General features: G+C 66.8%; 16 protein-coding genes, 1 tRNA gene and 1 other RNA gene. 14 read left to right on the top strand and 4 right to left on the bottom strand.

Annotated elements, in window-relative coordinates; genetic code table 11:
- Positions 1-84: 84 nt before the first annotated feature.
- The gene (locus ACZK39_RS00365; protein WP_463612409.1) at positions 85-2,868 is read right to left on the bottom strand and encodes a helix-turn-helix transcriptional regulator; all 2,784 of its coding nucleotides are present in this window, start codon (positions 2,866-2,868) and stop codon (positions 85-87) included.
- Between the two features lie 189 nt (positions 2,869-3,057).
- Here ACZK39_RS00365 and aceE point away from each other — a divergent pair, with 189 nt between their 5' ends.
- The 3 genes from aceE to ACZK39_RS00350 all read left to right on the top strand — a co-directional run bounded on the left by aceE (position 3,058) and on the right by ACZK39_RS00350 (position 8,555).
- A complete protein-coding gene (aceE, locus tag ACZK39_RS00360; protein ID WP_182799685.1) occupies positions 3,058-5,850 on the top strand; it encodes a pyruvate dehydrogenase (acetyl-transferring), homodimeric type in 2,793 nt (930 codons plus the stop codon).
- 102 nt (positions 5,851-5,952) lie between these two features.
- Positions 5,953-6,348 carry a DUF3052 domain-containing protein gene (locus ACZK39_RS00355; protein WP_182783108.1) on the top strand — a complete coding sequence of 132 codons (396 nt, stop codon included), beginning with the start codon at positions 5,953-5,955 and terminating at the stop codon, positions 6,346-6,348.
- Complete coding sequence (locus tag ACZK39_RS00350; protein ID WP_463612212.1) at positions 6,345-8,555, top strand: 6-phosphofructokinase; 2,211 nt, start codon at positions 6,345-6,347, stop codon at positions 8,553-8,555. The genes ACZK39_RS00355 and ACZK39_RS00350 overlap by 4 nt, the downstream gene beginning before the upstream one ends.
- A 21-nt stretch (positions 8,556-8,576) precedes the next feature.
- Here the strand turns inward: ACZK39_RS00350 and ACZK39_RS00345 are convergent, their stop codons facing one another.
- The 3 genes from ACZK39_RS00345 to ACZK39_RS00335 all read right to left on the bottom strand — a co-directional run bounded on the left by ACZK39_RS00345 (position 8,577) and on the right by ACZK39_RS00335 (position 10,069).
- The gene (locus ACZK39_RS00345) at positions 8,577-9,275 is read right to left on the bottom strand and encodes a hypothetical protein (RefSeq protein ID WP_459054328.1); all 699 of its coding nucleotides are present in this window, start codon (positions 9,273-9,275) and stop codon (positions 8,577-8,579) included.
- Positions 9,276-9,458: 183 nt separating this feature from the next.
- A tRNA-Val gene (locus ACZK39_RS00340) sits at positions 9,459-9,535 on the bottom strand.
- 78 nt (positions 9,536-9,613) lie between these two features.
- The gene (locus ACZK39_RS00335; RefSeq protein WP_182782894.1) at positions 9,614-10,069 is read right to left on the bottom strand and encodes a GatB/YqeY domain-containing protein; all 456 of its coding nucleotides are present in this window, start codon (positions 10,067-10,069) and stop codon (positions 9,614-9,616) included.
- A 73-nt stretch (positions 10,070-10,142) separates the two neighbouring features.
- On the opposite strand from ACZK39_RS00335, the gene prfB reads away from it, so the two are divergent.
- The 11 genes from prfB (at position 10,143) to ACZK39_RS00280 (ending at position 20,815) form a co-directional block, all read left to right on the top strand.
- Positions 10,143-11,255: a peptide chain release factor 2 gene (gene prfB / locus ACZK39_RS00330; protein WP_182782893.1), complete on the top strand. Its 1,113-nt coding sequence runs from the start codon at positions 10,143-10,145 to the stop codon at positions 11,253-11,255.
- A 269-nt stretch (positions 11,256-11,524) separates the two neighbouring features.
- A complete protein-coding gene (gene ftsE / locus ACZK39_RS00325; protein ID WP_182782892.1) occupies positions 11,525-12,211 on the top strand; it encodes a cell division ATP-binding protein FtsE in 687 nt (228 codons plus the stop codon).
- Between the two features lie 12 nt (positions 12,212-12,223).
- Positions 12,224-13,126: a permease-like cell division protein FtsX gene (gene ftsX / locus ACZK39_RS00320; RefSeq protein WP_220489258.1), complete on the top strand. Its 903-nt coding sequence runs from the start codon at positions 12,224-12,226 to the stop codon at positions 13,124-13,126.
- A 21-nt stretch (positions 13,127-13,147) separates the two neighbouring features.
- A complete protein-coding gene (locus tag ACZK39_RS00315) occupies positions 13,148-14,590 on the top strand; it encodes a M23 family metallopeptidase (RefSeq protein WP_463612211.1) in 1,443 nt (480 codons plus the stop codon).
- A gap of 19 nt (positions 14,591-14,609) precedes the next feature.
- Positions 14,610-15,092: an SsrA-binding protein SmpB gene (gene smpB / locus ACZK39_RS00310; RefSeq protein WP_182782890.1), complete on the top strand. Its 483-nt coding sequence runs from the start codon at positions 14,610-14,612 to the stop codon at positions 15,090-15,092.
- 64 nt (positions 15,093-15,156) lie between these two features.
- Positions 15,157-15,750: a DUF1707 and DUF4870 domain-containing protein gene (locus tag ACZK39_RS00305; RefSeq protein ID WP_182782889.1), complete on the top strand. Its 594-nt coding sequence runs from the start codon at positions 15,157-15,159 to the stop codon at positions 15,748-15,750.
- Between the two features lie 14 nt (positions 15,751-15,764).
- Positions 15,765-16,132, top strand: a transfer-messenger RNA (tmRNA) gene (ssrA, locus tag ACZK39_RS00300).
- A gap of 143 nt (positions 16,133-16,275) precedes the next feature.
- Complete coding sequence (locus ACZK39_RS00295) at positions 16,276-16,836, top strand: YqgE/AlgH family protein (RefSeq protein ID WP_255422242.1); 561 nt, start codon at positions 16,276-16,278, stop codon at positions 16,834-16,836.
- Positions 16,837-16,882: 46 nt separating this feature from the next.
- Positions 16,883-17,584, top strand: coding sequence for an MtrAB system response regulator MtrA (mtrA, locus tag ACZK39_RS00290; protein ID WP_370585736.1), 702 nt, complete (start codon positions 16,883-16,885; stop codon positions 17,582-17,584).
- An 85-nt stretch (positions 17,585-17,669) separates the two neighbouring features.
- Positions 17,670-19,127: an MtrAB system histidine kinase MtrB gene (gene mtrB, locus ACZK39_RS00285; protein ID WP_459056569.1), complete on the top strand. Its 1,458-nt coding sequence runs from the start codon at positions 17,670-17,672 to the stop codon at positions 19,125-19,127.
- Positions 19,124-20,815: an LpqB family beta-propeller domain-containing protein gene (locus ACZK39_RS00280; RefSeq protein ID WP_459054330.1), complete on the top strand. Its 1,692-nt coding sequence runs from the start codon at positions 19,124-19,126 to the stop codon at positions 20,813-20,815. The genes mtrB and ACZK39_RS00280 overlap by 4 nt, the downstream gene beginning before the upstream one ends.
- The last annotated feature ends 30 nt before the right edge of the window (positions 20,816-20,845 follow it).

Genomic DNA, 20,845 nt, shown 5'->3' with positions numbered 1-20,845 from the left:
AGGGTCGGAATTCCCCAGTGTCCGGTACTGGTCTGACTGATGACGGTACTGGCATTCCTACGGGTTCCACGTGCGTTGGTCGCGTCAGGACCGGGCAGAGTGCAGGAGCGCACGCAGCTCGACACGCGACCCTGCCCCAAGTTTGGCCAGCGTGTTGCGGACGTGGAACTCGACGGTGCGGACCGAGACGAACAGCTCCTGTGCGATCTCCTTGTTGGTCCGGCCGCTCAGAACCAGGCCGGTGATCTCGCGCTCCCTCGCTGTGAGTCTGGCGAGGAGGGCAGAGGTCTCGGATGCGGTCACCGGGGCGGCGCGGGGAGGGGGGCTCAGTGAGGAGAGACGCATCTGGAGCGCCTCCAGTCGCTCAGCCCACGACCGCGCACCCGCCTGCACCAGAAGAGCGGTGGCGGCGCCCAGCTCACCCAGGCATACGCCCGCGTCGTCAGCCCACTCGCCGGTGCCGACGAGGAACTGGGCCCAGTCCTCAGCCAGGACGGCACCCAGCAACTGGAGCCCGCGAGGCGTATCTTCCTCCCGTCGCCGCTGCAACGCCGCATGGGCCAGAGCGAACGACGCCGACGCAGAGGCATGGTCTCGCGACCCTACGGCGAGCAACGCGTCCATGTGGTGATGGAGATACGCCAATGCACCCGGGGCGACGTCGAGCGCAGACACCTGGTCCCTCGCCATCTTCGCCGCTGCGAGATCGTCGATCGCAACGTGGGAACGGACCCGCAGGACTGAGGTGGCCGCCCCCGGGAACTGACCGGTGAGTGGACTGCTCCAGAGCTGGCCGAGGGTCTCGGCCACGGTCCAAGGGTCGCCCTCGGCTGTGGCGGCGAATGCACGCACGACCATCACCGCGCCCATGGCGGAGTTGAAGCCGCGGGGGCCAGCCACTTCGGCCACATGAGCGAGCATCCGTGATCCTTGCTCTTCGCCGCGACAGACAGGGATCAGCGCGGCAATCGCCTGCGCATGGAGAGCGCCCACGTCTCGGAGGTCTTCGAGGGCAATCGTCAGTCCCGGCTCGATGGAGGACTGAGCGGCATCCCACTCGCCACTGAGAAAGCCCAGCCGATGCCGTACCAAGGAGGGCCACAGTTCGTAGCCGGGAGGTGCCGTCGCCATCCGGAGCAGTCGATCAAGCTGGTTCTGAGCAGCCAGGTTGCGCATCGCGCTGAGATCCAGGGAGGCGGCCACCGACAGGGCAGCCGTGTGGGCTGCCGAGTCCGCTGCCAGGTCGGTCAGCGAGGGAGCCTGCAGACCCGGCACCTGCTCCGTCCCAACGGGTGTGGCCCATTTCGCGGCGAACGACAGCCACATCGTCAGCAGCCCGTGGAGGTCGGCCGCCTCCGATGGGTCGGCGTCCGACAGCCCCCTCCGACCACGACCCGCCTCGATCCGGCGCCCCAGTTCGTCGCGCACGGAAGCCATTGCCGCGGGCATGTCGCGCGCGCCGATGGAGGCGCGGCTGCGGCCCAGGAGCTCGAACGAGTGGGCGAGCAGCAGCAGCAGGGTGTCGTCCAGGTCTGCGAGGGGGAGTCCATCGGCCAGGGGTAGCCTCCGCACGCCCACAGCGGTGGCGTCTACTGCGCACTGGAGAACCGAGCGCGCCACTCCTGGGAGCATTGCCCTGATCCGGGGTTCGAGTTGGTTGATGACCCCCGCACGGCGTGCGCGCAGCGCGTAGAGGCACGCCAACGGGAGCTGGGCGTCATCGAGACTGCAGGCCCACATCATGAGCTGCGAAGCGAGTTCGAGGTCACGGACCTGGGCTGCTGCGCGAGCGCTGGCCAGCAACTCGGTGAGCAGGGCGTCATCGCGTGCACCGTCGAGGGCCAACACGCGGTGACGGAGTCCTTCGACGCCGGGCAGCGCATCCGCGAGAGCCCGATGGGTGGCCAGGATGGTGGCTGGCGCCGCGTACGACGCGACGGCGGCGGGCACCTTGGGTCGTTGATCATCGCCGGCCAGCACGCGGGCAGCACGTAGGGCCTGGAGATCTGCGCGTCCATGGCCAAGATCGCGCATGACCCGGTCCAGCTGGGCTGGGGGGAGCGGACCGCCGAGGGCCAGGGCGAGCACCGCGGCAACGTCGTGCGGGCTCGGGTCCTCTCGCAGCCACCGGGAAATCCTCATCACAACCTCGGCGCTGTCTCTGTCTCCCAGCTCGGCGATGGCAGAGGCAAGGGTGGCGCCTCCGCGGCGGAGGCGAGCCGTCAGTTCGTCCACCAGCCCGGGGTTTCCCCCCGTGGCCTCCATAACGATGCGGAGCTGGCGCGGGTTGAGGGGCGCGAAGAGGATGCTGCGGAAGAAGGCCTGCACCCCGTCCTCGTTGAGCGGCCCAAGCTCGAGATGGCGCCCCCTCTTTCCGACGGTGACGTGTTGGATCATGCGCTCCGCGAACCACCCCGTCGTGGTCCTGCTGGTGGCGACGAAGAGCGCCGGCACCGTGTCCAGCCTCCTGATCACGTGCCAGAACGCCTCCTGGGACGGCTCGTCGAGGTGATGCAGGTCGTCGATGATCATCGCGAAGGGACCGTCGAGCCGCTCGATGAGGTTCACCACACCGATGGCGAAGGTGGGGACCCCTGCGCGGTTGCGCAGATCAATGAGCTCGGGGGCGGTCTCAGGGAGTTGCTCGTCGATCAGCCGGTCGATCGCACCGAAAGGCACATCGCGTTCGGCCTCGAGTAGGAGATGGGTGTAGGTGGGCATTTCAGAGGCGATGGTGCCCGCGAGGCGGGACTTGCCGATCCCCGGCGGGCCCGTGAGGAAGAGAACCTGCGTGCGGCCCTCGCGGACAGCGGCCACCAGGGCGGCGATCTGACGCTGCTCCTCGACGCGACCCACCAGTGGCCCCATCACTCACCCCCTGACTCGCGTTCTACGTTGCGTGTGACTGTCCACGATTCTCCCGCACGCGAGGCTTACGGCGCGGACAAACCCCGGCAATGGCAGCATCAACAGATTGCGAGCCGGGATGGCCGGAGCCGAGAAATGCGTGCAATTGTCGCGCTAGGGTTGGGCATCCGGCATTGGGCCCATCAGCGCATGCCGTCGACTCTTTCATCGAGAGGAACATTCGTGAGCCAGAACGAGGCCGGGCCGATCCTCAACGGTCTACCCACCAATCTGCCAGACATCGACCCCGCAGAGACTGCGGAGTGGCTCGAGTCCCTGGACGGGGTGATCGACGCCGGAGGCCGGAACCGCGCCCGCTACGTGATGCTCAAGTTGCTTGAGCGGGCGCGTGAGCGTCACATTGGAGTGCCGTCACTGACGGGCACCGATTACGTCAACACCATCCCGGCCGTGAGCGAACCGGCCTTTCCTGGGGACGAGACGCTGGAACGAGGCATCCGTCGGCTCCTGCGTTGGAACGCTGCCGTGATGGTGCACAGGGCCCAACGCCCCGGGGTGGGCGTTGGCGGTCACATCGCGTCTTACGCCTCGTCCGCGACACTCTACGAAGTGGGCTTCAACCACTTCTTCCGAGGCAAGGACCATCCGGGCGGCGGAGACCAGATCTTCTTCCAGGGCCACGCGTCTCCCGGCATGTATGCCCGCGCATTCCTCGAGGGCCGCCTGGACGAGAACGACATGGACGGCTTCCGCCAGGAACGCTCACACTACGTCGACGGTGAGCTCAGGGCGTTGCCCAGTTATCCGCACCCGCGTCAGTTCGACAGCTTCTGGGAGTTCCCCACGGTGTCGATGGGGCTCGGCCCGCTCAACGCCGTCTATCAGGCCCAGTTCAACAGGTACCTCCATAACCGCGGCATCAAGGACACCTCCCAGCAGAGGGTGTGGGCGTTCCTCGGTGACGGCGAGATGGACGAGGTCGAGTCGCGCGGTGTTCTTCAGTTGGCCGCCAACGACGAGCTGGACAATCTCACCTTCGTCGTCAACTGCAACCTGCAGCGCCTGGACGGACCGGTGCGTGGCAACGGCAAGATCATGCAGGAGCTGGAGGCGTTCTTCCGCGGGGCCGGCTGGAACGTGATCAAGGTCGTGTGGGGCAGGGGCTGGGACCCGCTGCTGTCCAACGACTCGGAGGGCGCGCTCGTCAACCTGATGAACGCCACCACCGACGGCGACTTCCAGACCTTCAAGGCCAATGACGGCGCATATGTGCGCAAGCACTTCTTCGGCCGGGATCCGCGCACCGCGGCCATGGTCAAGGACTGGTCGGACGAGGAGATCTGGCGCCTCACCCGCGGCGGTCACGACTTCACGAAGGTGTACTCGGCCTACAAGTCGGCTGCTGAGTTCACCGGCGCACCCACCGTGATCCTGGCGCACACCATCAAGGGCTACTTCCTGGGCAAGCACTTCGCGGGTCGCAACGCGACGCACCAGATGAAGAAGCTGGCCCTCGATGACCTCAAGGCCTTCCGCGACCGTGTGGACGTGCCGGTCACCGACGAGCAGCTCGAGGCGGACCCCTACCGCCCGCCCTACATCCATCCCGGGCAGGAGGATCCCCGGATCAAGTACCTGCAGGACCGCCGCCGTGAGCTCGGCGGCTATCTGCCGGACCGCCGTGGGGACAAGAAGTTCATCTCGCTGCCGGCGGAGAAGGCGTACGTCTCGTCGCGCAAGGGCTCCGGCAACCAGCAGGTGGCCACCACCATGGCCTTCGTGAGACTGCTCAAAGACCTCATGCGGGACAAGGAGTTCGCTCCACGGGTGGTCCCGATCATCCCCGACGAGGCACGCACCTTCGGCATGGACGCCTTCTTCCCCACCATCAAGATCTACAACCCGCACGGCCAGAACTACACTCCCGTGGACAATGAGCTGTTCCTCAGCTACCGCGAGTCCAAGACCGGACAGATCCTGCACACGGGCATCAACGAGGCGGGTTCGCTCGGTGCGTTCACGGCTGCCGGTTCGGCGTACTCCACCCATGGTGAGCCGATGGTGCCCATCTACGTGTTCTATTCGATGTTCGGGTTCCAGCGCACCGGCGACGCGATCTGGGCGGCGGCTGATCAGCTGGCCCGCGGCTTCCTGATCGGCGCGACGGCGGGGCGGACAACGCTCACTGGCGAGGGCACCCAGCACATGGACGGACATTCGCCCATCCTGGCGTCCACCAACACTGCGGTGGTCTCCTATGACCCGGCCTACGGCTACGAGATCGCGCACATCGTCAAGGACGGTCTGCGGAGGATGTACGGGGATGATCCGGAGAACATCATCTACTACATGACCGTGTACAACGAGCCCATCGTCCAGCCGGCCGAGCCGGAGGGCGTCGAGGTTGAGGGCATTCTGCGCGGGATGTACCTGTACCGGACCGGTAGCTTCGACGGGTTGGGAGAGGATGCGCGCCGCGCGCAGATCCTCGCCTCGGGGGTGGCTCTGCCATGGGCGCTCGAGGCTCAGGACCTTCTCAAGGCTGACTACGGCATCGTCGCGGACGTGTGGAGTGTCACCTCCTGGGGAGAGCTGCGTCGCGAGGGTCTGCAGCTGGACGAGGAGAGGTTCTCCGATCCCTTCGGCGAGCACGGCCCCACCTGGGTGGAGCAGAAGCTCGGTGGGACCGCCGGTCCGGTGGTGGCCGTCTCCGATTACATGCGCGCCGTCCCTGATCAGATCCGGCAATGGGTCCCTCGCGACTACATGACGCTCGGCGCTGATGGCTTCGGATTCTCGGACACTCGGGCGGCGGCGCGGCGCTACTTCAACATCGACGGACCGTCGATCGCAGTGGCCGTCCTCCAGCGTCTCGCCGTTGCAGGCGAGGTCCCGACGGAGTGGGCCACCGAGGCCGCGGCCAAGTACAGGCTGGACGACGTCACCGCCGGGTCCTCAGGCAACGCTGGTGGAGACGCCTGATCTCAGCTATCGAGGGGGTGTGATGCGAGAACCCTGGTCTTCTGGCAGGCTTGCCCTGTGGACAACGCAGAAGTCAAGGGCCTCGCATCGACCAACGAAGGAGTGACCGGAGCGGAGCTCCTGGGGCTGGAGCCAGGCTTGGTGGTGCAGGAGTTGGGATGGGACGAGGACGTCGACGCGACACTTCGCGACGGCGTGATGGACATCATCGACGGGGAGATGATCGATGAGCCCCTCGAGGCCGTGGACGTCGTGCTGCTCTGGTGGCGTGACGAGGACGGCGACGTCGTCGACGGACTTGTGGACGCGCTCACGGACCTGACCGACTCGGGATACATCTGGCTGCTCACCCCGAAGGTCGGGAGGCCGGGATTCATCGGCCCCAGCTCGGTGGCGGAGGCAGTCACGATTGCGGGCCTGTCTCTGACGAAGACGGCCAACGTGGCGGCCGACTGGCAGGCGACGAAGGTCGTCCGACCCAAGGGCTCACGCAGATGACCGCGCGCATCGGCGTCATGACGTCCGGCGGTGACGCGCAGGGCATGAACGCCGCGGTGCGCGCCATCGTGAGGACCGGCATCCACGAGGGCGCCGAGGTGTTCGCCATCCGCGAAGGATGGCAGGGAGCCATTGAGGGTGGTGCGCAGATCGCGCAACTGGGGTGGAGCGATGTCTCCGGGATCCTTAACAAGGGTGGCACGGTGATCGGCACCGCGCGATCCATGGAGTTCAGGACCCGTGAAGGCCAGCTGACGGCCGCGCAGAACCTCGTCGAGCGGGGAATCGACAGGCTCATCGTCATCGGCGGAGATGGGTCGCTGACCGGGGCGCGCAACCTGTGCGTCGCCTGGCCGACCTACATGGCCGAACTCGCCGAGGCGGGCCGGATCAGCCCGGAACAGGCTGAGGCGCATCCCAGACTTCACATCGCGGGCCTCGTGGGATCCATCGACAACGACATGGTCGGCACGGACATGACCATCGGTACGGACTCCGCGCTGCACCGCATCACCGAGGCGATCGACGCGATCAGCTCCACCGCGGAGTCGCACCGCCGCACCTTCATCGTCGAGGTCATGGGTCGGCACTGCGGCTACCTCGCCCTGATGAGCGCGATCGCGGGCGGGGCCGACTACACGTTCCTACCGGAGTCTCCGCCCAGACCGGGGTGGGAGGACAGAATGGTGGAGGTGCTGGCCCGCGGACGCGCCGCCGGACGTCGCGATTCCATCCTGGTGGTCGCGGAGGGGGCGGCGGATCGCGAAGGCGCCCCGATCACGGCGGACCGGATCCAGGCGGTGCTGCGCGAGCGTGCCGGCGAGGAGGCCAGGATCACGATCCTCGGTCACGTGCAGCGCGGGGGTACTCCCTCCGCCTACGACCGCTGGATGGCGACGGCGTGCGGCGTCGAGGCGGTCCGGCGAGTGCTCGAGGCCGATGATGAGAGCGAACCCGTGCTCGTGGGCGTCCGCCGGGACAGCGTCGACGGCACGCCACTTCTCGGCGCCGTTGAAGCCACCCACCGGATCAGCAACTTCATCGCCGAGGGTCAGTACGAATCGGCGGTGACGGCCCGGGGCCACGGCTTCACCACGATGATCGACATCTACCGGATGCTCTCTGAGGCCAGGCCCAGCGTCGCGCCGTCGTCGGAGCCGAAGCGCATCGCCATCATGCACGCCGGCGCCCTCGCGCCCGGCATGAACCAGCTCGCGCGCGTCGCGGTCAGGTCCGGCCTCGATCTCGGCCATGAGATGTTCGCCGTCCAAGGCGGCGTGCCGGGCCTCGTCGGCGGAGACCTCCGCGAGGTGAACTGGTCGGACGTCGAGGGCATGGCGCACACAGGTGGGGCCTCCTTCGGGACGCGGCGCTACGTGGCCCAGGAGCACGAGCTCTACCAGATGGCGCGATCACTGGAGGAGCATCGGATCGACGCGCTCCTGGTGATGGGCGGGTTCCATGCCTACGCGACGGTGGACCTGATGGAGCGTGAGCGTCGTCGCTACCCCGCCTTCAACATCCCGGTCGCCATCCTGCCCGCCAGCATCGACAACAACCTGCCCGGGTGGCCGATGGCCGTCGGCGCCGACACTGCGCTCAACACCGTGGTGAACTCGATCGACATGGTGCGCATGTCCGCCTCGGCGAGCAAGCGGGCCTTCGTCGTTGAGACCATGGGCCGCACGTGCGGCTTTCTCCCTCTGCTCGGTGGCATCGCCGGCGGCGCGGAGAAGGCCTACCTCCCCGAGACCGGGATTTCCCTGGAAGAGCTGTCGACAGACGTGGAAGCGTTGGTCGACGCATTCGAGACGGGGCGCAGCTTCTACCTTGCTGTGATGGGGGAGGAGACGAGTGAGCACTACACCTCGGATGTCCTGGCCAAGGTGTTCGAGGCCGAAGGCCACGGTATGTATTCCGTCCGCAAGGCGGTGATCGGCCACATCCAGCAGGGGGGCAACCCCTCGCCGTTCGATCGCATCAACGCCACCCGTCTCGCCTACCAGGCCCTGGTGAACCTGGATCAGCAGCTGAGGGAGGGCACCTCCACCTATGTGGCGGCGCACAGCCCCACTCCTGGGCTGATGGCGCCGCTCCGGCAGGTGACCGATGCGATGGACTGGGACCTGCAACGGCCCAGCGAGCAGTGGTGGATGAGCCTCCGGCCGGTGTTCGACAAGCTGAGCCGACGCCCCGGTCAGGAGTAGACCTCTGAAATCGGTGCTTCACTAACAGGTGCCGACGACCACGCCGAAGGTCTCCGTGGCCGCGCACTCCATGTCTGCGAGCTGAGCCAGGACGGGTGAGCCCTCGGCGACACTGTCGGGCACGGTGTCGCGGAAGACCAGTGATTGAGCGTCCGCGTCGCGCCGGATGATCGTGAACTCCACCTTCGCCGCAACCGTGTCGCTGGTGCGGGTTCCCGTGAAGGCGCACGAGACACCGCTGGCACCTCCGGTGAGGGGCACATCGACGACCACCGACTCGGCGACACCGGTGAACGCCTGCTGCTGGTCGGTCACGAGATCGCGGCAGGCCTGGGTGAGATCCTCCCCGACGGTGGTCAGGGTGACAGCCTGCACGCGGACGTCTGTGGCCGGCTCGCGCAGGCGCACCAGCCTGCGATCATCCTGCACCACCTCGTCGGCGTACACCTCCCATCCATCCGGGACGGTGAGGCGCACATCGCCCAGGTCCAGTTCAGCGGGGGGAGAGGGGCCCGGGGACGACTCGTCCAGGGAGGGTGACGGCTCCGTCGACGGGCTGGATCCGCCGTCGGAGGACTCCGTGGACGAGGTCGACGCTTCGACCCTGCTCGACGACGGGGAGGGTGCCGGGGACGTGGTGCCGGTGCTCCGGGGGCCGAGAATGAGATAGAGGCCACCGATCAGCACTGTCATCGCGACGCCCAGCGCAGCCAGCGACATCCATGCGAGTCTGGCCCCCTCGTCCTCCGGCGGGGTGGCGACGGCGCGTCGGGCACGGCCGGGATGCGGGTGGCTCCTCGGCGGGTCGGGGAGAGGGCCTCTTCTGGGGGTGGGGGGCGGAGATGGCATCCCTTCGGGGGGCAGGGCGCGCCGACCGGTGTCCATGGTGCCTCCCTCCGGCGGTGGTGGGCGCAGAGGGACTCGAACCCCCGACTCCCTGCTTGTAAGGCAGGTGCTCTAACCAACTGAGCTATGCGCCCGGCGTGGACCAACCCTAGCCAATGGCGGCGAGGCCAGCCACCGTGGAAGTGGGACGCCGACGAAGTGGGTCTCCGCCGTCAGACCAAACGGCTGCGGATGAGGGCAGCGATGGCCTTTCCCTCGGCGCGACCCTCCGCGCGTGACGTGACCGCCTTCACCAGCGCGCCCATCTGCTTGATCGTGGGCGGCTCCGCGAGACGCCCGATCTCCTCGTCCACCAAAGCCGCCAAATCCTGCTCGCTGAGCGGCGCGGGGAGATATCCGGCGATGAATTCAGCCTCCGACTGCTCCCTGGCGGCCAAGTCCGAGCGTCCCGCAGCAGCGTAGGTCTCCGCCGATTCGCGGCGCTTGCGCATCTCCTTGGATACCACCGCCAGTTCTTCCGCATCGCTGAGCTGACGTGCGGTTTCCCCCGCCACCTCCTCGACGCCGATGGCGGCCATCACCATCCGGATGGTGGTCTTGGCCGCCTCATCCTTTGCGCGCAGCGCTGCCGCGAGGTCCTGCTTCAATTGGTCTTTCGTCGCACCCATTCGTCATCCTCTTCTCTGTTGCGCCCCATTGTGTCAGGGCCAGGGAGGCCAACTGCCGGTAGGATGATCGATTGTGGCTCACGATGACCTCTCCCAGCAGCTCTCAGACCTCGGTCGGTCCCTAGCGTCGATCGAGGCGGTCGCGGACATCGAGAAGATCCGTTCCGAGATCGCCTCGCTTGAGGAGGAGGTGGCCGCACCGGACCTGTGGGACGACCAGAGCAACGCACAGCGCGTCACGTCACAGCTCTCATTCAAGCAGGGTGAGGTGGATCGGCTCCTGCGGCTGCGCTCGCGGCTCGACGACGCGGAGATGATGCTCGAACTCGCCGACGAAGAGGGCGACGCCGAGGCCCGGGCAGACCTCGTCACGGAGGTTCGCAAGCTCGCCCTGGACATTTCGTCGCTTGAGGTACGCACCCTGCTCTCCGGTGAGTACGACCCCCGGGATGCGCTCATCACGATCAGGGCTGAGGCCGGGGGAGTCGACGCGGCCGACTTCGCGGAGATGCTCATGCGCATGTACCTGCGCTGGGCGGACCGGCACGGATACCCCACCGAGGTCTACGACACCTCCTACGCGGAGGAGGCCGGACTGAAGTCTGCGACCTTCGCGGTGAAGGCCCCCTACGCGTACGGCACCCTTTCCGTCGAGCAGGGTACCCACCGCCTCGTTCGCATCTCCCCGTTCGACAACCAGGGGCGCCGGCAGACGTCCTTCGCCGGTGTGGAGGTCCTTCCGGTCACGGAGGAGACCGATCACATCGATATTCCCGAGGCCGAACTCCGCATCGACGTCTTCCGGTCATCTGGCCCGGGTGGGCAGTCGGTCAACACCACAGACTCCGCTGTGCGGATCACCCACCTGCCCACTGGCATCGTGGTGAGCTGTCAGAACGAGAAGTCCCAGCTCCAGAACAAGGCCGCGGCCCTGAGGGTGCTGCAGTCGAGGCTGTTGGAGCGGGTCCGGCAGGACCGGGAGAAGGAACTCAACGCGCTCAAGAGCGACGGCGGGAACTCCTGGGGTGCTCAGATGCGCTCCTATGTGATGAACCCTTATCAGATGGTCAAGGACCTTCGCACCGAGCACGAGGTGGGCAACCCGGAGGCTGTCTTCGACGGTGACATCGACGGGTTCATCGACGCCGGTATCCGCTGGCGCAAACGGTCCGAGGTCGAGGCCTAGGAGCCTGCTGAGCAATCATGCCTCGGCTGCGGCGCACCGGATCGGGCGATCTGGCACCCCTCCAGCTGGATATGGACGTCAAGTACACGCACCAGATGTAGTGGTGCCACCTCATCCCGCCCGGCACGTCCTCGCCGGAGACAGCATTGTTCAGCACACTCCTAGCGCCAGCCGCCTGCGTGTCGGGTTAGGCCGACTTGTCCGCGTGATCTAAACTCGCCTTGCGACTGAGAGTTTCTCAGGATCTTCCCCAACCGTCGGAGTGCCGCGTGATCACGTTCGAGGACGTCACCAAGTTCTACCCAGGGCAGGACAGGGCTGCCCTGCGCAACATCAACCTCGAGGTAGGCCGGGGCGAGTTCGTGTTCCTCGTCGGGCAGTCAGGCTCGGGCAAGACCACCTTCATCCGTCTGATCCTGCGGGAGTACCGGCCCACCAAGGGCACCCTGTACGTGGCGGGCAAGAATCTCACCACGATGAACCAGTGGAAGGTGCCGGCGCTTCGGCGACAGATCGGGACCGTGTTCCAGGACTTCCGGCTTCTTCCGGGCAAGACGGTCTACGAGAACGTCGCGTTCGCACTGCAGGTGATCGGGAAGCCCGCCCGGGAGATCCGCAGCATCGTGCCAGACACCCTTGAGTTGGTGGGGTTGGCCGGCAAGGCTGACCGGCCCTCCGAGGAACTCTCCGGTGGTGAGCAGCAGCGTGTCGCGATCGCCAGGGCTTTCGTGAACCGGCCCAAGATCCTCATCGCCGACGAGCCCACGGGCAATCTCGATCCCGAGACGTCGGTGGGCATCATGAAGCTCCTCGACCGGATCAACAAGGCCGACACCACCGTGATCATGGCCACCCACGACTCGTCCATCGTCGATCAGATGCGCCGCCGGGTCCTTGAGTTGCGCGACGGTGAGCTCGTGCGTGACCAGGCCAAGGGCGTCTACGGTTCGGCCTAGGCAGGAGAGACAATGCGGCATTCACTACGGGAAACCTGGTCCGGGCTCAAGCGCAACCTGGCGATGACCATCGCGGTCATCGTGACAATGGGCGTCTCGCTGTCCCTTCTCGGCGCTGGCGTGTTGACCTCGATGGAGGTGGACCTGGCCAAGCGGAGCCTCTACGACAAGATCGAGATCTCCGTGTTTCTCTGCACCGAGAACACGCAGGGCGGCCGGTGCGAGCCGGGCAAGGGCACCACAGAGGCACAGCGGGAGGAGATTCGTGCCACGCTCGAGGCCAACCCTGAGGTCGGCGCTGTGGTCTACGAGTCCAAGGAGGCCGCGTTCGAGGAGTTCCAGGAGGTCTTCAAGGACTCGCCCGTGGTAGCGTCGCGCACCGCAGAAGACATGCAGGACTCCTTCCGGGTCAGCCTGGTCAACCCGGAGAACTACGCCGGTGTGGTCAGCGAGGCGCAGGGACTTCAGGGCGTGCAGAACGTACAGGATCTCCACACCGTGCTGGAGCCGATGTTCAAGTGGCTCGGCGCCCTCCAATGGGGAACCATCACCATGAGCGTGCTTCTGTTGTTGGCCGCTTCCCTGCAGATCGCCAACACCATCCGGATGGCGGCGTTCACCCGACGGCGCGAGATCGGGATCATGCGCCTTGTCGGGGCATCCAACCTCTACATCCTGCTGCCTTTTCTCTTGGAGTCGTTGGTGGCAGGAGTGATCGGGATCATCCTGGCTGCCGGAGCGTTGACGCTGGGCTACTGGGTGGTCATTGTGCAGAACGCGCAAACCTCAATCACGGCTTTACCCTGGATTGGCTGGGGTGACCTGGTCACTGCCATTCTTGCCATCGCGGCTGTGGGAATAGCCTTGTCTGTCATTCCCACGCTGTTGGCCACCAGAAAGTACCTGCGCGTTTAGCAGCCCAAAGGAGGGACCAGCGTGACCCGGGAACTTCCCGACCTGCCCCACGTCCGACGCCCATTCACCAGGATCACGCGCGGTTTCGCAGCCGCGGTTCTCGCACTGGCGCTCACCGCATCATTGGCGATGCACTCGGCAGCAGACGAGCTCGATGATCGGCAGGCGCAGCTTCGTCAGCAGATGGCCGAGCAGGCCGCTGTGGTGGAGGGCGCCAACGCCCAGCTGGCCTCGGCGGTCCAGGCCCACGAGGCTGCACGCAATGAGTTGTCCTACGCCGAGGCGCAGCTGGCCGAGGCCGAGGCCGCCGAGCGTGCCGCCGCGGAGCTGGACCAGCAGCGCGCAGCCGAACTGAGTGAGGCGGAGGCCGAGCTGGCCCAGGCCAAGGCAGATGTGGCGGCCGCCGTGGCCGCTCTGGAAGCGGTCAACGGCAGGCTGAACGAGGAGATCCTCGTCACGACTCAGACGAGCCACGGCCTCCTCAATCTGGCGATGCTGTTCTCCGACGTAACGGTCGCCAACCTCAACCAGCGCGCCCAACTCGCTGAGACACTGTTCGATTCGTCGGCTCTTGAGCTGGACGAGCTCGAGATGCGCAGGTTGATGCTTGAGGATGCTCAGGCGGCCGCCGACGCCGCTGAGAAGGCAGCGCAGGCCGCGCGGGAGGCCGCCGCGGATCAATTGGCGGCAAGCAAGGCCGCGGCCGAGGCCGCAGCCTCAATGCGCGCACAGGTGGCTCGACTGGTGGCTCAGACGAGCACCGCGGAGGCCAACGCCACCTCTCAGCTGGCCGCCGAGGAAGGGCGACAGGCCGCGCTCGCCCAGGAGAACGCCGCTGTGGAGCAGCGGATCAAGGATCGGATCGCCGCGCAGAAGGCGGCCGCGGAGAAGGCCGACAAGCAGGCCGCCGAGAAGGCTGCGGCGGAGAAGGCCGCCCGTGAAGCGGCTGCCCGAGAGGCGGCGGCTAAGCAACAGGCAGCGTCGCGCAGTGCGACCAAGACCACGGCACCCGCCCCCGCCGCAGCCCCGGCACCGGCGCCCGCGAAGACCAGCACCTCCACCGGGTCCGGGTTCATGTTCCCGGTGGCCGCCCGCATCACGTCGAGTTACGGGATGCGGCTGCATCCCGTGCTCGGATACTGGAAGCTGCACGACGGCACAGACTTCGGCGCCTCGTGCGGCACCCCCATCCGCGCCGCTGCCTCCGGGGTGGTCTCGGAGCGCTACTACAACGCCGGCTACGGTAACCGCCTGATGATCGATCACGGGCGGGTGGACGGATACTACGTGACCACCGGGTACAACCACGCGTCGCGCTACATCGTCGGCGTGGGCCAGCGGGTCTCGCGTGGACAGGTGATCGGCTACATCGGCAGCACCGGGTACTCCACAGGTTGCCACCTCCACCTCATGGTCTGGCAGAACGGTTCGGTGGTCAATCCGATGGCCCGGTGGTTCGGCTGACCCGTGCCATACTGGTCGAATGCCCAGGGAGATCGGGCGCAAGCTGATTGCGCAGAACAAGAAGGCTCGGCACGATTACCACATCGGTGACGTGTTCGAGGCCGGCCTGGTGCTGACCGGCACCGAGGTCAAGACGCTGCGCGCCGGCCGTGCCACCCTCCTCGATGCGTACGCCACCGTCGATGACAACGGCGAGGCCTGGCTGATCAACGCACACATCCCCGAGTACGAATTCGGCACGTGGCGCAACCACTCGGCGCGGCGGACCCGCAAACTGTTGCTGCACCGCAAGGAGATCGCCAAGATCTCTCGAGAACTCGACGGGTCCGGGAAGACTCTTGTTCCGCTGTCCATCTACTTCAACGACGGGTACGCCAAGGTGGAGATCGCCATCGGCACCGGCAAGAAGGACTGGGACAAGAGGCACACCCTCGCCGAGCGTGACGCCAAGCGTGAGGCCGAGCGGGCGCTGGCCAGCAGGAACCGGTACAACCGGGGGTGAGTCGGGGTCCGGTCAGGGGCCTTCCGGGTGTGCTGAACCCCCACTGGGCACCACACTTGATCCCATGACCGCTTACCCCCAGCACCCCACCACCCACGTCACTGAGGCGGCCCGGGACCGTGCCATCGCCCACCTGCAGGCGTGCTACGCGCAGGGTCAGCTCAACGAGACGGATCTCGACCGGCGGCTCGATCAGGCGTTGGGTGCTCGGGACCGGGCGGAGCTCAACCGATCCCTGGCGGGGCTGGCCCGCATCGCGCCTGCGGCGCTCCGCGCTCCCGCACCTGGAATTCCGGCCCCCGCCGACAACGTCGGTGCCGGGCTTGCGCAACTGTCCGGCCTCTTCACCTCGTTCGTCGGCCCCGCCGTCGTCAAGGCCGTGGCCACGCCGGGCTCGCGGGTGTGGTGGGAGGCGGCGAGGGCACTGAGCCTGCAGGTGACCATGATGGTGGCAGGATTCGCCGCCCTGGTGATCGGCCTGGTCCTCGGGTTCGAGGGCCTGATGGGCCTGGTGTGGCTGGCCTGGTTCGCCGCCACCCTCGCCGCGAGCGTCCGCGCGTTCAACGGGCAGTCCGGCACCGGCCGGTTCGAGAAGGTCCTGTTGGCCCGTCCCCAGCCGCCGCGTGGTCAGCTTCAGCAGACGCGCTATCATGGGTGAGTACAACTCAACAGGGGGGTGACTGGTTTCGACTTGGGACGGTAGTTCCAGGGGAAGCGGGTCGAGGATCCATGCTTATCTCGTAAACGATGCATGGAAACCAATAAGTGCCGAAAACAAGAGCACTCACTTCGTTCTCGCTGCCTGATCAGCGACCGAAGGGTCAGCCCGGACGTGCCTTCCGTCCGGTTCCTGGCCTCATCTAGAAGGCTTGCTGAGCTTCCTGTGTGTCAGGGGTAGCTCGGGACTTTACTGCCACTGGGCTCGTTTGCGACATGCTGACGTGAGTGCAAGAGCCGAGTAAAACGCCTTGTCAGCTGCACCCGGAGAAGCCCTGGTTCATCTCTCGAGGACGCGGGTTCAATTCCCGCCACCTCCACCCCCGTGGGGCCGTCAGTTCGCTGGCGGCCCCTTTCTCCTTGTCAGGGGAGACTCCCGCACCTCCACCCTTCAGGCAATGACGTGCCCTGTTGCGTAGCGCAGGCGGGCACGTCGACGTCTGGCCCCGATAGAGTGGGGCCCGTGATGCACACGGGAGCAGTCGGCGTCGGGCAGCTGCTCATCGCCACGCAGCCTGGTCGAGGTGGCTACTTCGATCGCTCCGTCGTGCTGCTCCTGGAGCACACCGCGGAAGGCAGCCTCGGCGTGTGCCTCAACCGCCTCTCCGAACTTCCGGCAGACAGTATCCAGGAGAGCTTCCGGGACCACCTGACCCCTCCGGCCCGCGTCTTCGAGGGTGGGCCCGTCAACCCCAATGTCGCGATCGTGCTGGGCGAGCCGGCCACAGCTGAAGCCCCACCGCCGGGCTGGGAACGGGTCATCGATGAGATCGGCGTGGTGGATCTCAACTTCCCGCCCGAGCTCATGGAGTCCTCATTCAGTCAGTTGCGCCTCTTCGTGGGCCTGTCCGGATGGGCCGCCGGGCAGTTGGAGAGCGAGTTGATCCGCGGATCCTGGTTCAGGGCCCCGGCGAGACCCGAGGATGTCTTCGGTCACCCGGCTGGGCTCTGGCGTCGGGTCTTGCGCCGGTTGGGCGGGGCCACCGGCCGGTGGTCCACGTGGACGGAAGAGCCGAGCCTCAACTAGTGATGTGCGCGGCTACCATGGACAACCGGCAAGCAAGGAGGCCTGGGTGACCGATGCCAAGGGCAAAGCCCGCATTCTCGTCATCGATGACGACGCGGCGCTTTCGGAGATGCTGCAGATCGTCCTGCGGCAGGAAGGCTTCGACACGGTTCGCTGCAGCACCGGGGAGGTTGCCCTCCAGGAGTTCCGGCAGTCCCGCCCGGACCTGGTACTCCTCGATCTGATGCTGCCCGGTCGCGACGGGGTCGCCGTCTGCCGCGACATCCGCGCCGAATCGGGTGTTCCGATCATCATGTTGACCGCGAAATCAGACACCGCTGACGTGGTCGGTGGGCTTGAGGCCGGCGCAGATGACTACGTGGCGAAACCGTTCAAGTCCAAGGAGCTGATCGCCAGGATCCGCACACGGCTGCGCCGCACCAGCGGCGATGCGGGTGACGACACACTGATGGTCGGAGACCTCACGATTTCGGTGTCGTCCCACGTGGTCCGTCGCGGCGGCACCCCCCTGCCTTTGACGCCGCTGGAGTTCGATCTCCTGCTCGCATTGGCGAAGCGGCCGACGCACGTCTTCACGCGGGAGGCGCTCCTCGACGAGGTATGGGGGTACCGCAACTCGGCAGACACCCGGCTGGTCAACGTGCACGTTCAGCGCCTCCGTGCGAAGGTCGAGCGGGATCCCGAGCGTCCGGAGATCGTCATCACGGTAAGAGGAATCGGATACAGGGCCGGTGAACCGACGCAGTAAGCCCGCGGTGGGAGTCCGCAGGCTCTGGTGGGGGTCGCTGCCGCTCCGAGTGCTCATCTCAACGCTCGGGCTGTCCATCGTCCTCATGTTGCTGGCGGGCATGGTGCTCCTCCAGCAGGCCACCGCCGGGGTCGTAGCAGCGAAGAAGGCGTCCTCGCTGAACGAGGCGGCGGGCGTGTTCGCCTTCATGCAGGCGCAGCTGCGCGGTCCGGAGAATCGCGGCGTGGCCGTTCACGAGTCCCTGAACCGGTTGGCAGATCTCGCAGACGCGCAGGCAGCCCAGTACCGGGTGGTGATCCAGGGGCCCGCCTCGCGCCTGGTCTCCGCTGGAATCCGCCCGGAGTCCGTGCCGGAGCCCCTCATCGCGCAGGTCGAGAACAGCGAGGGGATGTTCGTCACGCCCACCGAGGTGATCTTCACCGATCCAACGGCCGAATCGGAGCCAGGGTGGGCCATCGGAACGGTGCTGCTCGGGGCCAACGGCGAACGCTACCCGGTGTACTACATCTTCCCCATGACCACCGAGACGCAGACACTCAGCGCACTCCAGAGCGCCGTGTCCGGAACGGGCATTGCTCTGGTGGCTGCCCTCGCACTGGTGGCCTACCTCGTCACCAACCAGGTCGTTCGCCCCGTCCGACGCGCGAGTCAGACAGCGCTACGGCTGGCCTCCGGGCAACTGGGGGAGCGGATGGCGGTGCGGGGGACCGACGACCTGGCCAGCCTGGCAAAGTCCATGAACCGTATGGCGGCCCAGTTGCAGCAGCGCATCCGTGAGCTGGAGACGCTCTCAACCCTCCAGCAACGTTTCGTCAGTGACGTCTCGCACGAGCTGCGCACACCCATGACCACCATCAAGATGGCCTCGGACATGATCTACGACTCCCGCTACGCGCTGGACCCGCTGACTGCACGTTCGGCCGAGTTGATGAGTCTCGAGATCGACCGGTTCGACGGCATGCTGGCTGACCTGTTGGAGATTTCCAGGTTCGACGCCGGAGCGGCGGTCCTGACCCTTGACGAAACGGACGTGGGCTCGCTCGTCGAAGCTGAGCTCGCAGCGGCCCGTCGGATGGCCGAGAAAGTGGGTGTCGAACTGGTCTTGGAGCGGCGCAGCGCCGACACCACGGCTTCGGTGGACTCACGCAGAATCCGGCGCATCCTCCGCAATCTCATCACCAACGCCATCGAGCACGCGGAGCAGCAACCAGTTGAGGTGGTGGTGGCCTCGAACGACCAGGCTGTCGCTGTGACGGTGCGGGACCATGGCGTCGGGTTTGCCGCGGAGGACGCGGCGCGGGTGTTCGACCGCTTCTGGCGTGCGGACCCGAGCCGGACGCGCATCGTGGGAGGTTCGGGGTTGGGCCTGGCCATTTCAATGGAGGACGCACGGCTCCACCGTGGATGGCTGACGGCGTGGGGCCGTCCCCACCGCGGGGCCCAGTTCCGCCTGACCCTTCCCCGGGCGCCCGGTCATGAGCTCACGATCTCACCGCTGTCGGTCATCCCCGTCGACGACAAGCCGAAGGAGGTGCACCGGTGAGACTGCTGCTGGCAGCCCTGCTGAGCGTGATTCTCGCCACCGGGTGCACCCACATCCCCACCGCGGGGCCCGTCGAGGAGGTGCCGGTGTCCGCCGAACCCAGGGGGATCGACATCGCGCCGCAACCCCCCGTCGCGGGCATGCTCCCCTCCCGCCTCGTCGACGGCTTCCTCCAGGCGATGGCGTCCCCCGAGGGGGATTACTCGATCGCCAGGCAGTACCTGACCGAGGACGCGGCACAGCGGTGGGAGCCCACCGATGCCGTGGTCTTCGATGGCCTGGTGGTGGGTGGACCCGCCACCGCGACCCTGGACGCCACCCAGCTGGGCACTATCGACGAGCACGGCCGCTATTCCTCTGAGCCCGGCGACCTTGAGCACGACTTCGGGGTGGTCAGCCAGGGCGGGGAGTGGCGCATCGACTCGCCGTTGCCTTCGCTGATGGTGTCGCGCTACATCTTCGAGCGTTACTACGAGCGGGTGCCCCTCTACTTCATGAGCCGCTCCGGAACCCATGTGGTACCAGACCCCATCCACCTGCCCGAGATGCTCGTCACACCCACGGCGGTGGTCGAGGCCCTACTCAACGGGCCGTCGGAGGCTGTTGACCAGGCTGTTACCGACGCCATGCCCAGTGGAATCAGCCTCGCAGATGAGGGCGCCACCATCGAGCAGTCCGGCGTGGTCACGGTCAACCTGGAGGGCCTCTTCGACCGGCTGGGCGACGATGCGCGCAGGAGGCTGGGAGCGCAGCTGTTGTGGTCATTGACTGCCATTCCCCGCGTGACGGGGCTCGTAGTGACAAGCGACGGTGTCCCGTTCACGTTGCCGGGGGCCCGCGCCGACGGGGCTCTCGAGCTGGCCAGCCAGCAGGGGTATCAGATCCTTTCGCGCGCCGCCACCGTCGACCTTTTCGGCATCAGGGAAGGAACACCGGGACGCGTGACCGGCGACAGCCGGTTTGAGCCGTGGGGCACCACGGTCGCCGACGCGGCCGACCTGGCGGTGTCCCTGGACGGCGACACCGCTGCGCTCATCGACGCCACCCGCAGCACACTCTTGATGGGCAGCATGCGCGGCGAGTTCGGGGAGGTTGCGGTGCCCGTCACCAACCTCAGATCGCCACAATTCGTTCTGGGGACTCTCTGGCTGATGGGCGACGACACGGAGGGCGTGCCCAGGCTGTTGACGGTGGACCGCATGGGCTCGGTGACGGAGGTCAAGCTGTCTCTCCCCGTTGGGCGAGAGCTCGAGGACTTCGCGGTGTCGCCCGCCCAGGCCAGGGCGGCCCTCCTGCTGTCCGGGGAGGGGAGCCGGACGATGGGAATCGCCACCGTCGTGCCTGTCGGCGAGGTGGAGGTCGTGGACTGGCGCGCCCTACCGATGATGGCGGCCTCGGGAGACATGGTCGGCGACGTGATGGCGCTCGCCTGGCACGCCGAGACGTCGATCGCGGTGGCCGGCTCCGCCGGGGGAGTGAGGTCGGTGTTCGCGGTCGAGGTCGACGGTTCGCTGGTCGAGGAACTGGGACCCTTCACCGGAGCTGTGGAGGAGCTCACCGCCATGGCCCGCCTCGGTGGTGGTTCGATCGCGCTGCGCACCGACGTCGGGGTCACGTGGCGTTACGAGGCGCGGACCCGATGGACAAGGCTTGCCGAAGGGATCACGGCCATCGCCTACGCGAGCTGAGTGCTCCGTCGACCAGCTGTGGATAACGGG

Source organism: Tessaracoccus luoxuelianae, from assembly GCF_055326245.1.
The sequence above is the reverse complement of the archived record's forward strand: the minus strand, read 5'-3'. Positions and strand labels throughout refer to the sequence as shown.

Bases quoted from the DNA above. Each gene is read 5' to 3' on its own strand.
- ACZK39_RS00295 (WP_255422242.1), top strand. From the start codon at position 16,276: ATGCACACGGGAGCAGTCGGCGTCGGGCAGCTGCTCATCGCCACGCAG.
- ACZK39_RS00335 (WP_182782894.1), bottom strand. From the start codon at position 10,069: ATGGGTGCGACGAAAGACCAATTGAAGCAGGACCTCGCGGCAGCGCTG.
- smpB (WP_182782890.1), top strand. From the start codon at position 14,610: ATGCCCAGGGAGATCGGGCGCAAGCTGATTGCGCAGAACAAGAAGGCT.
- mtrB (WP_459056569.1), top strand. From the start codon at position 17,670: ATGTTGCTGGCGGGCATGGTGCTCCTCCAGCAGGCCACCGCCGGGGTC.
- ACZK39_RS00305 (WP_182782889.1), top strand. From the start codon at position 15,157: ATGACCGCTTACCCCCAGCACCCCACCACCCACGTCACTGAGGCGGCC.
- ACZK39_RS00345 (WP_459054328.1), bottom strand. From the start codon at position 9,275: ATGTCGCTGGCTGCGCTGGGCGTCGCGATGACAGTGCTGATCGGTGGC.
- aceE (WP_182799685.1), top strand. From the start codon at position 3,058: ATGCCGTCGACTCTTTCATCGAGAGGAACATTCGTGAGCCAGAACGAG.
- ftsX (WP_220489258.1), top strand. From the start codon at position 12,224: ATGCGGCATTCACTACGGGAAACCTGGTCCGGGCTCAAGCGCAACCTG.
- ACZK39_RS00350 (WP_463612212.1), top strand. From the start codon at position 6,345: ATGACCGCGCGCATCGGCGTCATGACGTCCGGCGGTGACGCGCAGGGC.
- ACZK39_RS00365 (WP_463612409.1), bottom strand. From the start codon at position 2,868: ATGGGGCCACTGGTGGGTCGCGTCGAGGAGCAGCGTCAGATCGCCGCC.